At 61.1% G+C, this 14,622-nt stretch carries 14 protein-coding genes; 9 read left to right on the top strand and 5 right to left on the bottom strand.

Annotated elements, in window-relative coordinates:
* Positions 1–741: 2-oxo acid dehydrogenase subunit E2 (locus tag VGG51_00005; GenBank protein HEY1881406.1), on the top strand; the 741-nt coding region annotated here is incomplete at its 5' end.
* 64 nt (positions 742–805) lie between these two features.
* Positions 806–1,801 (top strand): IS1595 family transposase, encoded by a 996-nt coding sequence (locus tag VGG51_00010; GenBank protein ID HEY1881407.1) that lies wholly within the window; start codon positions 806–808, stop codon positions 1,799–1,801.
* A 90-nt stretch (positions 1,802–1,891) separates the two neighbouring features.
* Here VGG51_00010 and VGG51_00015 read toward each other — a convergent pair whose 3' ends face one another.
* Entirely contained in the window at positions 1,892–2,758 is an 867-nt protein-coding gene (locus VGG51_00015; protein HEY1881408.1) for a hypothetical protein, read from the bottom strand.
* A gap of 182 nt (positions 2,759–2,940) precedes the next feature.
* Between VGG51_00015 and VGG51_00020 the strand changes: the two genes are divergently transcribed.
* The 6 genes from VGG51_00020 (at position 2,941) to VGG51_00045 (ending at position 8,494) form a co-directional block, all read left to right on the top strand.
* Positions 2,941–4,035 carry a hypothetical protein gene (locus VGG51_00020; GenBank protein HEY1881409.1) on the top strand — a complete coding sequence of 365 codons (1,095 nt, stop codon included), beginning with the start codon at positions 2,941–2,943 and terminating at the stop codon, positions 4,033–4,035.
* On the top strand, positions 4,032–4,487 hold the full coding sequence (locus VGG51_00025) for a hypothetical protein (GenBank protein ID HEY1881410.1): 456 nt from the start codon (positions 4,032–4,034) through the stop codon (positions 4,485–4,487). Before VGG51_00020 ends, VGG51_00025 begins: the two co-directional genes overlap by 4 nt.
* Positions 4,438–5,163, top strand: coding sequence for an SMP-30/gluconolactonase/LRE family protein (locus VGG51_00030; GenBank protein HEY1881411.1), 726 nt, complete (start codon positions 4,438–4,440; stop codon positions 5,161–5,163). The genes VGG51_00025 and VGG51_00030 overlap by 50 nt, the downstream gene beginning before the upstream one ends.
* Positions 5,164–5,604: 441 nt before the next feature.
* Positions 5,605–6,297, top strand: coding sequence for a hypothetical protein (locus VGG51_00035; protein ID HEY1881412.1), 693 nt, complete (start codon positions 5,605–5,607; stop codon positions 6,295–6,297).
* Entirely contained in the window at positions 6,294–7,397 is a 1,104-nt protein-coding gene (locus tag VGG51_00040; GenBank protein ID HEY1881413.1) for a hypothetical protein, read from the top strand. The genes VGG51_00035 and VGG51_00040 overlap by 4 nt, the downstream gene beginning before the upstream one ends.
* The gene (locus VGG51_00045) at positions 7,394–8,494 is read left to right on the top strand and encodes a hypothetical protein (GenBank protein HEY1881414.1); all 1,101 of its coding nucleotides are present in this window, start codon (positions 7,394–7,396) and stop codon (positions 8,492–8,494) included. The genes VGG51_00040 and VGG51_00045 overlap by 4 nt, the downstream gene beginning before the upstream one ends.
* 10 nt (positions 8,495–8,504) lie before the next feature.
* On the opposite strand, the gene VGG51_00050 is transcribed toward VGG51_00045, so the two are convergent.
* The 4 genes from VGG51_00050 to VGG51_00065 are packed head-to-tail and all read right to left on the bottom strand — an operon-like array spanning position 8,505 to position 14,125.
* A complete protein-coding gene (locus VGG51_00050) occupies positions 8,505–9,563 on the bottom strand; it encodes a cupin domain-containing protein (protein ID HEY1881415.1) in 1,059 nt (352 codons plus the stop codon).
* A gap of 17 nt (positions 9,564–9,580) precedes the next feature.
* Positions 9,581–12,310: an aconitate hydratase AcnA gene (gene acnA, locus VGG51_00055; GenBank protein HEY1881416.1), complete on the bottom strand. Its 2,730-nt coding sequence runs from the start codon at positions 12,308–12,310 to the stop codon at positions 9,581–9,583.
* The gene (locus VGG51_00060; GenBank protein ID HEY1881417.1) at positions 12,291–13,478 is read right to left on the bottom strand and encodes a ribonuclease D; all 1,188 of its coding nucleotides are present in this window, start codon (positions 13,476–13,478) and stop codon (positions 12,291–12,293) included. Before VGG51_00060 ends, acnA begins: the two co-directional genes overlap by 20 nt.
* Complete coding sequence (locus VGG51_00065) at positions 13,475–14,125, bottom strand: VTT domain-containing protein (protein ID HEY1881418.1); 651 nt, start codon at positions 14,123–14,125, stop codon at positions 13,475–13,477. Before VGG51_00065 ends, VGG51_00060 begins: the two co-directional genes overlap by 4 nt.
* A gap of 3 nt (positions 14,126–14,128) precedes the next feature.
* On the opposite strand from VGG51_00065, the gene VGG51_00070 reads away from it, so the two are divergent.
* Positions 14,129–14,530 carry a vitamin K epoxide reductase family protein gene (locus VGG51_00070; GenBank protein ID HEY1881419.1) on the top strand — a complete coding sequence of 134 codons (402 nt, stop codon included), beginning with the start codon at positions 14,129–14,131 and terminating at the stop codon, positions 14,528–14,530.
* Positions 14,531–14,622 lie beyond the last annotated feature (92 nt).

The raw sequence follows: 14,622 nt of genomic DNA on the forward strand, positions 1-14,622 counted from the left end.
GGCGTCGGGCTCGACCTGCTGCCGTGGCCGTCGATCGACTTTGAGAAGTTCGGCGAGGTGGAGCGCGTTGAGCGGTCGCGGATCCAGCGCATCTCGGCCCGCAATCTGGCGCGCAACTGGGTGATGATCCCGCACGTCACCCACAACGATGAGGCCGACATCACCGACCTTGAGGCCTGGCGCAAGCGCCTCAACGAGGAGCATGCCCGCGACGGCGTCAAGTTCACGATGGTCTCATTCCTCGTGGCGGCATGCGTCGCGGCGCTCAAGGAGTTTCCGTTCGTCAACGCCTCGCTTGACGGCGAGGAACTCGTGCTCAAGCGCTACTACAACATCGGATTCGCCGCCGACACGCCCGGCGGTCTCGTCGTTCCGGTCATAAGAAACGCCGACACGAAGGGCTTGATCGAGATCGCGCGGGAGTGCCAAGAGCTCGCCGGAAAGGCGCGCGAGGGGAAGCTGTCGCTTGCGCAGATGCAAGGCGGAAGCTTCACGATCTCTTCGATCGGCGGAATCGGCGGGACGGCGTTCACCCAGATCGTCAACGCCCCCGAAGTCGCGATCCTCGGCGCGACGAAAACGGAGACCAAGCCGGTCTGGGACGGTAAAAAGTTCGTTCCGCGCCTGATGCTCCCGATCAGCGTCAGCTACGACCACCGCGTCGTCGACGGGGCGGGAGCCGCGCGCTTCCTCGTCTATGTCGCCGAGCTCCTCGCAGACTTCCGCCGGGTCATGCTCTAAAAGCTGACAAGAGGTGGGGGGCGATATACTTGACGCATTAACGCTTGCCTGATATAATGGGTTTATGCCAGCACGTAAGCCGAAAATCTCCCCTGAGCCCGCCACCCTCCGCGAGGCGGTTGTCTACTTTGGCGACCTTGATCGGGCGCACGATTTCGTAATGAGCCTGCGTTTCCCGAATGGCCTTGCCTGTCCCCGATATGGATGTGGTTCGGCCAACGTCGGTTTCGTCCAAACGCGCCGCCTGATTCAATGCAAGGACTGCAAGAAGCAATCGTCCCTGAAGGTCGGAACCATCTTTGAGGATTCGCCCATCGGCTTCGACAAATGGCTCCCCGCCATGTGGATGATCGGCGGCGACCGGAACGGCATTTCGTCCCATGAACTTGGCCGCGCCATCGGTGTGACGCAAAAGACGGCCTGGTTCATGCTGCACCGTATCCGTTTGGCGATGAAGGACAAGTCCATCGAAAAGCCCTTTACGGGCGAGGTCGAGGCGGACGAAACCTTCATCGGCGCTAAGGCTAAGCTGACGTGGAATAAATACCATACCCGCAAAGTCCAAGCGCACGGACCTGCGACCGACAAGGCCGTCGTGTTCGGCATAGCGGAACGCGGCAACCCGTCCCAAGTACGTGCGATGGTCGTGCCCGATTATAAGAAAAGCACGCTCGCCCCGATTCTTACCGCGAACGTGGCAAAAGGCTCGACCCTCTATACCGATGCGCTGCGGTCGTACCGTGGACTCGAACCGCATTTCGTCCACGCCTTTGTGGACCACATGATCGAATACGTGAACGGGCGCGTTCATACGAACACCATCGAAAACTTTTGGTCGTGCTTGAAGCGCACAATCAACGGGACGTATATCTGCCCAAAGACGTTCCACATGGAGGCATACGTTGACGAGCAAGCATGGCGGTTCAATAACCGCGAGCTTGCCGATAGTGCACGCCTAAACGTCGCGCTAGAGGGTGTCGAGGGCAAGCGTATCACGTACAAAGAACTCAAGACGCGCAACGCTACTCTTCGGGCTCAGGCCGCTCGCAAGGGTCAATAGCCTCGGGTTCCATATTCTGCACATCCTCTTTGGTAACGGTAAGAATCTGGGAAACGAAGTCCTTGAAGCGGTCCATCGGGCTTTTATCCATCAGCGGTCTTTCCAATCAGGATGCACCGGAAGCTCTTTGAAGCCATAGGGCGGGAACTGCCCGGCGTGCTTTTCCCCCAAGTAGATAGAGCCGTCAAGCCCTGGGTCGCCATCAAGCGAAGCAAAGGCAACGTTGCCGTTAAAATCCTCACACAGAACTTTTATAGAACGGACGTTTTGCTGTGTTGCGCTGTCCGCCGGAAGAAGTGCGAGGAAAAATCCCATCGGGCGTTCACCAGATTCGATCGGCCTTGCCGTCATAGTACCAATGTGATCGTCATCGTCGTAGGCTTTCCTGTTGGACAACGCCTCCGGCGGCTTAACTGACCAATCCACTTCTTGAACCTCTTCGACGTACCGCCAATCGCCAAGCCGTACCTCTGGAACCGGAATGCTCGCTCTCACCTGCATTCGCCATTTAGTAGCGGTGCTGCGGTATCCGTTATTTGCTACCGACACAAGCGCTAGGATAAAGAGGCTCTCGTCCGCTCCTACTTGGGACTTTGATTGAACGGTGAGATGCTCTATGCGAAGCGTAAGTTTCGGCTGTTTCGCAGTCAGGTCCGCGTTGGCTAAGCGTAGGCTATGGGACTGTTCCCCCCACGCCTGCACTAGAGCTGCAAAAAATGAAACAACCAACCATAAACCAGCACAAATACCGACGTAGGTTGCCAGGTTCTTTGAAATTGCACCCCATTGGGGTAGGTCGCCGGGAAAACTAGATGCGGCCCGATATATCCCGCCGAAGATAGCGGCCAAGATGATAAGCCCCAAAGTGACCCGCCCGCCGTTCACGTTTGCCGCCCATTTTCGGGATACGGCGTCGGCCATCTCGATAAAAGTGGCGATCCCGCTGCGACGTTCCATCCGGCCTGCTTCGCCATGTTAGCCCATGCTCCCACTGAGCCAAGTATATTGTCCCCCAGAGCGTGTCAACTATCCGGGTTCCCACGTCGAGCCATTCGTTTCTCCGGATGCCAAGAGAAATATTAACTAAAGTCAATATCTGCAAGAAAAAGTGACTATATTTATTTTTTAGACTCGATTTTATGGTAATAATAATCATCTTTTCGGGGGTGAAGGAGCTCAGAATGACGCCGTCCGGTTCAATGTCGCTCGTTTCTTCGTGCTCCGGTTCACCCGGCGCAGTGCCGGCCGGGGAAAGCGACTCTTTGCAGACGGCGCAGCGCGTACGAGAACGCGTGCCAATCAAACAGTTCAGCGATCTCGTGCCTGGAAGCAGCAGCGCGATTTACGATCCGTCTAACCTTGCCGTCGGGCCCGACGGCGCGCTTTGGGTAACGAATAACACCGATCAGGATTCGGGCGAAAGCGCGGTCGTGCGCATCTCGACGTCCGGAACACGTACCAACACGTACTTTTTCAGCGGCGTCACCAGCCAGGGTTCGTACTTGGACGATATTACCACCGGGCCGGACGGCGCGCTTTGGGTCACGGACGGCTACAACGAAGAAATTCTTCGGCTCAGCGTGCAGGGGAAGTATACTCGCTTCCCCCTCGGCTCGTACGGCAGCCCGTCCGGCATCGTGACGGGTCCAGATAAAGCGCTCTGGTTCACGGAAAACTTTGGAGCGAAAGCCGACGTTGTGAAGATGACGACGAAGGGCAAGCTGACGCCGTACGCGACCACGGGCGAGTTAATCGACATCGCCTCCGGCTCCGACGGAGCCCTCTGGTTCACGGACTTCGGAGGTAATCACATCGGCCGCATTACGACGACGGGGAAGATTACCGAGTACTCCAAAGGCATATCCGCCGGTGCGCAGCCGTTCTCGATCGCGCCCGGGCCGGACGGTGCACTCTGGTTCACGGAGTTGGCAGGGCGCATCGGCAGAATCACGACGGGTGGGAAGGTTACAAAATACTCGAACGGCATCACACAAACCGAAATGCCGCAAGACCTTGTCGCCGGCCCCGACGGTGCGATGTGGATTACCGAGTTCGGGTCGGGGTCGGGCTCAACAGGCGCCAAGATCGGCCGCACTACGATGCAAGGCAAAATCACCGAATATTCAAAGATCGATCCGGCCTCGGGGCCGAGCGGAATCACCAAAGGCCTCAAGGGTGACCTTTGGTTCGGCGAGGGCAGTACGAACGAAGTCGGACGGCTGCGAATTCGATGAACAACGCTTCGCAATTTGGTTTCACCGGAAGCGGTATCGGGTTGAAGCGTATGAACGTATTTTCGTTGGTCGCCCTTCTCATAATTGGTGCGCTGCTTGGAATGCCCGCGTGCTCAAGTTCTACCGGCGCGCTGCCGGCCGCCGAAGCTAGCCGGGGTTTGCAAGCGCCGCCGTCGGTACCCGAACGAATAGAGGTCAAAGAGTTCAACGACCTCGTGCGTGGAAGCAGCAGCGATATTTACGATCCGTCCGACCTCACCGTGGGACCCGACGGCGCGCTTTGGGTATTGGATAACGCCGATCCGGATTACGGCGAAAGCGCGGTCGTGCGCATCTCGACATCCGGTAAGACGCACGCACGCGTACTTCTTCAGCGGCTTCTCCAGGAGCGGGGGGTCGTACTTGGACGATATCACCACCGGGCCGGACGGTGCGCTCTGGGTCACCGATAGCTACAACGACGAGATTGTTCGGCTCAGCGTTCGGGGAAGGTATGCACGCTTTCCGCTCGGAGCGGACGGCACCTTAGGCGGCATCGTGACCGGTCCGGATAAGGCGCTCTGGGCGACGGAGAACTTTGGAACGGATGCCGCTATTGTGCGGATAACGATGGAGGGCGCGGTAACGTCGTACTCGACCACCGGCAACTTGCTAGACATCGCCTCCGGCTCCGATGGCGCGCTCTGGTTTACCGACTTTGACAACGGTCGCATCGGCCGGATTACGCCGGCTGGGAAAATTACCTGGTATTCCAAAGGCCTTTCCCCCGGTGCGAAGCCAGGGTCGATTGCGCCCGGTCCGGACGGCGCGCTCTGGTTTACGGATGTAGGGCGCATCGGCAGAATCACGACGCGCGGGCAGATTACGGAATACTCGAGCGGCATCACCCCAACCGAAAGGCCGCAGGATCTCGTCGCCGGCCCCGACGGTGCGATGTGGTTTACCGAATTCGATTTTAGTTACGCCGGAGACGCAAAGGTTGAGCGCATTACCATGCAAGGCGGAATTACCGAATATTCGAAGATCAATCCGGTCTCGGGCCCGACCGGCATAGCCGAAGGTCTCAAGGGTGACCTTTGGTTCGTCGAGACCAATACGAACGAAGTCGGGAGGCTACGAATTCGATGAGCAACGCTTCGCAATTCGGTTTCACCGAAAGGGGTGACGCGATGAAACAGGTGAATAGGTTTTCGCTGGCCGGCCTTCTTATAACGGGCGCGCTGTTTGGAATGCCGGCGTGCTCGGCTTCTCCCGGCGCGCTGCCTGCCGCCACGATGGGAGGCAGTACGCAAACGCCGCAGGGAGCGCGCGAACGAATAACGATTAAAGCGTTCGAGGATCTTCCGAAGGGGACCCCGCAGCGGCGTTTCCTACCACCCCTCAAACCTTACGGTTGGACCCGACGGCGCGATCTGGGTAACCGACGACATCGATCAGGACTCCGGGTCGAACGCCGTCGTTCGCATTTCGACGTCGGGAAGGCGCACGAATACCTATTTCTACGACGGTCGAACCAGCGAAGGTTCGTCGCTCGGCAGCATTACGACCGGGCCTGACGGAGCGCTATGGATGACCGACGCATACAACTTTGAAATTCTTCGGATGACGCTCGACGGAACGTATACGCGCTTTCCGCTCAGCGGCTACGCCACGCCAAACAACATCGTCGCCGGTCCCGACAAGGCGCTTTGGTTTACCGACGGAGGAGACTCCGGATCGAACGTCGTGCGAATGACGACGGCAGGCGCTATGACGTCATATCCCGAGCCTGGGGCGCTGGTCGACCTCGCCGTCGGCTCCGATAAGGCGCTTTGGATTACGGACTTTGAGGGGAACATCGACCGCATTACGACCGCGGGCAAAATCACCGGATACTCCAAGGGACTCTCGCCCGGCGCGCAGCCGTTCTCGATTGCGCCCGGCCCGGATGGAGCGCTCTGGTTCACGGATTTGGCCGGGCGCATCGGCAGAATCACGACGCACGGACACATCACCGAATATTCGCGCGGCATCTCCCAAGCCGAAAGACCGCAGTATCTCGTCGCCGGCCCCGACGGCGCGATGTGGTTTACCGAGCACCAGCAACAATCGAGCCGCGTTGCCGGCTCTAAAATTGGCCACATCACGATGCAAGGCAAAATCACCGAATATTCAAAAATCGATCCGGACTCGGAGCCGCTCGGAATCGCCCAGGGCGTCAAGGGTGATATCTGGTTTGTCGAAAGCAATACCAACGAAGTCGGTCGCGTGCGAATTCGGTGAACAACGCTTTACCACTGCGCGTTCTCGCAATTTGCTCGCTGGTAGCCGCTGCCGACTGCTCTGGTTTTAGCGGCGGCGGAACTCTTACTCCGGACACCACTACAACGAACGACGCACGATCCGGGAAGGCGACCAGCGAGCGAGCCCGGATCAAGCAGTTCGACGACCTCGTCGCGCCTCGGGGCTACTATAACCCGGCAGCGGTTACGGTAGGGCCCGACGGCGCGCTCTGGGTAACCGACGACACGGACCAAGATTACGGTGAGTCCGCGGTCGTTCGCGTTCTGCCGTCGGGTAAGCGTTCAAAAACCTACTTCTATTACGGCCCGGTCAGCGAAGGCTCGGGGCTTGACGCGATTACGACTGGTTCGGACGGCGCCCTATGGCTGGCCGACTCGTTTAACCGGCAGATCCTCCGCTTGTCGACCTCGGGCACCTTCACAGGGTTCCCACTGAAGCACTTCGAGTCTCCACGGGACATTACAAGCGGTCCGGACGGCGCGCTTTGGTTTACCGCTCAATTCGATTCGACGGCTCAGGTCGGCCGCATTACGACGTCAGGGCAAATCACAACGTACGATGTCGGTGAAGGTGCCAATGGCATCACCGGCGGCCCCGATAACGCGCTGTGGTTCTGCGAAGCGGGCATCGACACGATCGGTCGCATCACCGTCGATGGAACGGTGACAAACTATTCGAAGGGCATTACGCCGGGTTCTCAGCCGACCTCCATTGCCGTCGGACCCGACGGCGCGCTTTGGTTCACCGAATCGGCGGGAGGCCGCATCGGGCGTATCACGACGAGCGGTAAGGTGACCGAATACTCCGGCGGAATAACGGCCGCGGACGAGCCGTCGGGCATCACAGCTGGCCCCGATGGCGCGATGTGGTTCACCGAGTACGAGAACTACCAGTCGTACTCGGTGCAGAATTCGAAGATCGGACGTATCACGCTGCAAGGCGCCATCACGCAGTACGCTCTCGCCAATCCCGCTTCCGAGCCGACTGGGATCGCACTGGGCCGCAAAGGCGATCTCTGGTTCGTCGAAACGGGTACGAACGAACTCGGCCGCGTCAGAATTTTAAAGGAACCGCAATGAACGTCACTTGGAGTCGCTTTGCCCTCGCAGCGGCTATGCTCTTTGGAGCGCAGGCCTGTTCGAACTCGGGGACGCCGGGGGCGTTGCCGGAGAATACCGCCCAATCCACGCAAAGAACCGCGCAAACCCGATCGTCCACCAAACGCGTCACGATCCAGGAGTTTAAAGACTTGCCGCGCGGCTACACCCCCTTCTACTTTCCTACCGCGCTCGCGGTTCGCGGCTACGCCCTTTGGATCGCCGACGACATCGATCAGGATGCGGGCGAGAGCGCGGTGGTGCGTATATCGCCATCAGGTAAGCGCACGAAAACCATTCATTATCAGAACGACGCGAGTCCGGCCTTCGAAGGAATCGCGCAGGGGCCCGATGGGGCTCTGTGGCTCACCGATTTTGGCGACGGGCTCATTGCTCGGGTCACCGTTGGCGGGCAGATAACGACCTACTCGCTCGCGCCGTACGACCTCGGCGAGCCTCAAGGAATCGCCGCCGGCCCGGACCGCGCCTTGTGGTTTGCAGACGATGGTTTTTACGGGGCGATCGGACGCGTTGACCTTTCCGGGCATATTTCGATTTATAAGCAGGGACTTTCCCAAGGCGCGGTGATCCAAGGTATCGCGCTCGGCCCCGACGGCGCTCTTTGGTTTGCCGAATCGAGCGGCGATCGCATCGGCCGCATCACCGTCCAAGGAAAAATCACCGAGTTCGCTGCAGGCATTACTGCTGGATCCGAGCCTTACTCGATCGTCACGGGTCCAGATGGCGCCCTGTGGTTCACCGAACTGCACGGCGGCAGAATCGGGCGCATTACCGCCAAGGGTAAGGTGACCGAGTACTCGCGTGGGATTACCGCAGAAGAGCAGCCTAACGGCATCGCCGCGGGTCCGGACGGTTCGTTATGGTTCACGGAATCGAAGGAGCCGTCTCCCTACTCGTATTCAGATGCGAAGATCGGCCGCGTCACGACCCGCGGCAAGATCACGGAATACGCGGTCCCAAGCGGCAACGGAAACCCAACCGGAATCGTGCAAGGGCCCGACGGCAACATGTGGTTCGTGGAGACGGGCTCGAACAAGCTGGGGCGCGTCGACCTCTAGGCGCGGCCGGCTACGCCTCGCCGTCGTAGTAATCGAGCAGCGGCTCGGAACGCACCAACGTGTCGGTCTTCTCGACGAGCAGTTTCTTCGAATCCGGATAGAAACAAACGTCGTGCGGCGAGACGTTGGAGATCAAGATAACGGTCGCCGGAGCGTCGCTATTGTTGACCAGTTTGTGCGCGCCGAATTCGCGCGTCGGAAAGGCGACGAAGTCGCCGGGGCGCAGCGGTATCGATCCGTGTGGAGTCTCGACCGCCGGCGTGCCTTCCCACACGATGAACAGCTCCTCTTCTGCCGTGTGCCAGTGCATCGGGCAGAAGACGCCGCCCGGCCCGATGCGCGTCGTCCAGTAGCCGAGCCTTTCCGCCCCGAGGCGAAAACCGATTTCGGCCAACTCGACGGTATAGTTTGCCGGACCCGTCTCGGTTCGCAAGCGCAGCTCGTCGAGGTTGACGCGGTTGACCGCGGCCTCGCTGCGGCGCTCCAAGCAGTCGTTGATTGCTTCGTACGCGCGCCCGAAAATCGGCGCGCCGTCGCCGACCAAGAGATTGAGCGGGAAGACCTCGCGCAGCCGGCAGAGCGAACGCGCCGCTCGAATCGGATCGATGAGTTTATCGTCGGGCATCATTCGAAGCGAGCCCACCGGTTCGCCCCATAGTGCGTCTCCCGCGATAACGGTGCGCGTCGCGGGGAGGTGCAAGGCAAACTCGCCCGCCGTTTTGAGGCCTTCGAGCGCGATCACGCGCGCCGGGCCGATTTCGTCACCGTCGCGCAGGATGCGGTCGGGCGGACGAGCGAGTTCGTTCGCGTCCGCAGCGCCGGAAGCGATCCGCGCGCCGAAACGGGCTGCCAAGTCGCTCGACGCGCGCTCGTGGTCGCGGTTGGTAACGACGACCCAGGCGACTCCGCCGGCAGCGAGCATTCCATCGATGTCCGACTCGTCCGCCGGCAACGGATCGACCAGCAGATTCTCCGCGCCACTCTCGACGAAGTAGGAATTGAAAAACATGCTGCGGTCGGGTTGCCAGCGAGAGTACATCGCGATGCCGGCGATTGACGTTGGCTGCACGTGCGTGCTCCTCGTCGTTACCGCTTGTTTCGCAGCTGGCGAAGCACGTACTGAAGAATTCCGCCGTGCCGGTAATACTCGGCTTCGTTGGGCGTGTCGATGCGAACTCGAACGTCAAACTCGATCGACTTGGCGCTCTTGGGATCGGTCGCCTTGACGTGCGCGCGCATCTGCGGTTCGACGCCGCCGGCGATGCCGTCGATTTCGAAAATCTCTTCACCGGTGAGAGCAAAGGTCGAGCGATCCGCTTCGTCGACGTATTCGAGCGGCAGGACGCCCATCCCGATCAGGTTGCTGCGGTGAATCCGTTCGAACGACTCGGCGATTACCGCCTTGATTCCGAGCAGGTACGGGCCCTTGGCGGCCCAGTCGCGCGACGAACCAGAACCGTATTCTTTTCCGGCTAAGACGATCAACGGCGTGCCGTCCGCCCGGTAGCGCATCGCTGCGTCGAAAATCGACATTCGCTCGCCCGACGGCAGATATCGGGTGACGCCGCCTTCGACCCCGTCGGCGAGCGCGTTGCGCAGGCGTACGTTGGCGAAGGTTCCGCGCACCATGACCTCATGGTTGCCGCGCCGTGCGCCGTACGAGTTGAAATCCGCCGCTTCGATGCCATGTTCCAAAAGATACTTCGCCGCGGGGCTGATCTTCGAGATGCTGCCGGCCGGCGAGATGTGATCGGTCGTGACCGAGTCGCCGAGCACGGCGATCGCGCGCGCGCCGGGGATGTCCGCCAACGGGGCCGGCCGCTCGGGCATTCCCTCGAAGTACGGCGGCTTCTTGATGTACTCCGATCTGGGATCCCATTCGTAGCGCTCGCTGCCGTCGACTCGCAGCTCTCGCCAGTTCTCGTCACCGTCGAAGACGTGCGCGTACTCGGTCGAAAACATCTCTTCGCCGATCGCCCTGGCCATCGTCGCCGAAATCTCGTCGTCGCTCGGCCAGATCTCTGCAAGGTAGACGGGGCGTCCGTCGCGGCCGACCCCGAGCGGCTCGCTCGTCAGATCGAGATCGATCCGACCGGCGAGCGCGTAAGCGACGACCAACGGCGGCGAGGCTAAGTAGTTCGCTCGAACCTGCGCGTGGATACGTCCTTCGAAGTTCCGATTGCCCGAAAGCACCGCGGCTACGATCAAGTCGCGATCGGCAACCGCTTCGGCAACATCGGTTGGCAGCGGCCCCGAGTTTCCGATGCAGGTCGTACAGCCGTAGCCGACGAGGTTAAAGCCGAGCCGGTCGAGGTACTCGCGCAGCCCGGCCTTGTTGAGATAGTCGGTGACCACCTTTGAGCCCGGCGCCAACGAAGTTTTCACCCACGGCTGCACCGAGAGACCACGCTCGACGGCGTTTCGCGCCAGCAGGCCGGCGCCGATGAGCACCGACGGATTCGATGTATTCGTGCAGCTGGTAATCGCGGCGATCACGACGGCGCCGTCATAGATATCCATCGCCGTCTGCGCGATCGTCGCCGTTCCGCCTCCGCCCTCATCTTCGAAACGCGCGATCGCACCGTTGCGCTCGCGCGAGGCGATCCACTCTTTGGCCGCCTCCTGGAAGTTGCGTTTGACGTCGCGTAACGGGACGCGATCCTGCGGCCGGCTCGGCCCCGCGAGGCACGGTTCGACCGTACCGAGGTCGAGCGAAAGCGTATCGGTAAACTCGGGGTCCGGCGTCGCATCGGTGCGGAAGAGACCTTGCGCTGCAGCGTAGGCTTCCACGAGATCGATTTGCGCCTGCGAGCGGCCGGTGAGACGCAAGTACTCCAACGTACGTTCGTCGACCGGAAAGATCGCCACCGTCGAACCGAACTCCGGCGACATGTTGCTGATCGTCGTGCGGTCGACGACCGGCAATGCCGAGAGTCCGCTGCCGTAGAACTCGACGAACTTTCCAACCACGCCCTTGCGCCGAAGCATCTCGGCGACGGTCAGCACCAAATCCGTAGCGGTCACGCCTTCTCGCAATGCGCCCTCGAGACGAAAACCGACGACTTGCGGGATCAGCATCGTCACGGGCTGGCCGAGCATCGCCGCTTCGGCTTCGATCCCGCCGACGCCCCATGCAAGGACGCCCAGACCGTTGACCATCGTCGTGTGCGAATCGGTCCCCACGGCGGTATCCGGATAGGCGAGCGCAGCGCTCGTCTCGCCGGAGGCACCGAAGACGACGCGCGCAAGATACTCGATATTGACCTGATGCACGATTCCGGTTCCCGGCGGGACCACGCGAAGGCCGCTCAACGCAGACTGTCCCCACTTCAGGAAGGCGTAGCGCTCGCGATTGCGCTCGAACTCGAGATCGGTGTTCTTTTCCAGCGAGCCGTTTGAGCCGAAATAATCCACCTGCACGGAGTGATCGATGACGAGCTCGACGGGCTGCAGCGGATTGATCTTGGCAGGATCGCCCCGCATCGCCGCCATCGCGTCGCGCATCGCCGCAAGATCAACGACGCAGGGTACGCCGGTAAAATCTTGCAGCAGAACGCGCGCGGGCGAAAAGGCGATTTCCCGCTCCTTCCCGGGGGCTCCGTCGTAACGCGCCAAGGTTTCGATATCGTCTCTGCTTACGCCGATGCCGTCCTCGCATCGCAGCAGGTTCTCGAGCAAAATTTTGAGCGAAAATGGGAGCCGCGAGAGTTTCGTGAGGCCGCTCTCTTCGAGCGCCGCCAGGCGAAAGTACGCATAGGAGCGATCGCCGGCGCGAAGCGTGTCAAGCGCGTTGAAGCTATTCGGGTGGTTGTTCATCGAGCAGCCGTACTTTGGGATCGCCGCTCGCGTAGCCTTCGATCCATAACGAGGCGCGGCCGCACAACAGCCGCCAGAGGGGATCCCCGACGAGCGCCAGCCGCCAGGGCTGCAGCGCCAGGCCGCGCTCGAAGCTCGCCCGATCGCGCGGGACCTCGCGCGCGATCCGTTCGAGCGCAGCCCGCGGCACCAGCAGGCTCGACGGCAGCCCCGCTTCACGAGCGATCTCGGAGATCGCGGCCCCGAGCAACGAAACGAGCGCATCGCGCGCGGGCGTTGCCGGCCGAACGGGACGCTGCGGCAAATCGTCCTCGGGCAGCGCCTGGCCGCGCGCAACCGCTTCGAGTATTGCAGGCCCAAGCTGGCGCTTCATTCCGCCATCGAACCGGCGCAGCTGCGCGAAATCGTCGGCGCGTGCCGGTTTGGTCGTCGCCAGTCCGGCGACGACGTCGTCGGGGAGTATGTATCTCACCGGAAGGTCGCGATCGCGTGCGACATCGTTGCGCAGCCGTACGAGCTCGCTGAGAATGCCCAGCTCGCGACGGCTCATCCGCATCGCGCCCGGAATGCGTAAATACGCGCGCCGCTCGTCCATTCGATACCGCTCGATATCGCCGAGTTCGGCGCATTCCTCATAGACCCACTCGTAGCGCCCTTTTTGCTCGAGTCGCGGCTGGAGCGAGTCCCACACGGGCAGCAAATGCACGACGTCGCCTACCAGGTACTCGATCTGCCGCTCGGAAAACGGCCTTGCCGACCAGTCGCTGACCGTCTGCGATTTCGACAAACCTACGGCGCGGACGCTGCGCACGAGGTCGGCGAGTGAGACCTGCATACCGTATCCGAGAAACGCCGCCGCGACTTGCGTATCGAAGACCCGCGACGGCACGAGGTCGTAACGATCGGCGAAGATCTTCAGATCGGCGGAGAGCGCGTGACCGACGACCGTGGTCTGCGTCAACGCCAGCACCAGCTCTCGAAGGTCGGGCAATGCCAGTGCGTCGACGATCGCCGCACCTTCGTCAAAGGCGAGTTGAACGACCATCAGCCGCGGCGAGTACGTGCGCTCGGCGTGGAACTCGGTATCCAACGCAACCCGCGCCGCGTCGCGAACCTGCGCGCAGAGGCGCGCGAGGGCGGCTGAATCGGCGACGATGGCGGGCGTCATGGCGAAGGCGAGGGTTCCCCGCGACGGCGGAAGTGAAAGTGCGGGCAGCGATGCGTGATACAGTACGTACGCGCGTAGTGGCGGGCGCGCCATTCGTAGCCGTGCAGCGCGACCGTCAGCCGATCGCCGAAAATCGTCAACAGCGCGCAGATCGGCACGGCGATGGCGCACATCGTCCACACGTGAATCCAGATCGGGACGCGAAAGGTGGCTGCCGTGGTCGTCGCGACGGTTCCGCCAAAACCCGGGATGACGCGCACTGCCAGCAAAAAGGCGGGAGAACCGACCGGAAAGCGTTTGACCCATGGCGGCAGCCGGTCGAGCGATTGTTGCAGATCGAAGAGTTTGGTCGCGTGCAGGTTGATCCAATAGCCGAGCAGCGCCGCGAAGAAGAGGCCAACCGCATCGATAAGCGTCCCCTTAACCGGGCCAAAGATCGCTCCATTCATGATCGCGAGCGCGTCGGTCACCGAAAACGGAGCGGACGCCACGACGGCAAAGATTACGATCGCGAGGGGATACGCAAAGGGTCCGATTACCCGAATCACGTGCTCGACGTGCGGTTGATAGCGGATCACGAAGAACGCCAAAGCAAAGGAAGCTGCCAGCAGCGCGACGGCAGCGCAGCGCCGAAGAAGGCGGGTCAAGCGATGATCGTACGCGGAATTATCACGGTTCTCTGCGGAGTTGGGCTCTACGCCTCGCTTTTCATGCTTCACAAGAGCCGGCGCGCCGCGCGCGGCGAGCTTCTCGGACCGAGCGTCGTTAAAACGCCCCGGGCACACCTTTTTGGCGTACCTAATTCCCTGCTCGGCGCGCTTTATTACCCCTTTCTCGCGATCGCCGTGTGGTTCGTCGGACCTCCAGCGACGATTCTGCTGCTCGCCGCGGCCTTCTTCGCAGCCGCCACATCGGTCGTGCTGGGCTACTCCCTGCTCTTCGTAACCCGTCGAGGCTGCCCGTATTGTTGGACCTCCCACGTGGTGAATTGGGCACTGCTTGCTCTCTCTGCCTGGATTTTCGTTCCAGACGTATTGAGTAAAGGGATATGATTTTGGTAAAATCGGCGTCTCTGGTCAGGACGGCGAGAACGGTCGCCGAAACCGCCCGAGAAGCGGTGCCGGAAGCGTAGCGTTAGTTTCTA

It is taken from the genome of Candidatus Cybelea sp. (assembly GCA_036489315.1).
GTDB lineage: Bacteria > Vulcanimicrobiota > Vulcanimicrobiia > Vulcanimicrobiales > Vulcanimicrobiaceae > Cybelea.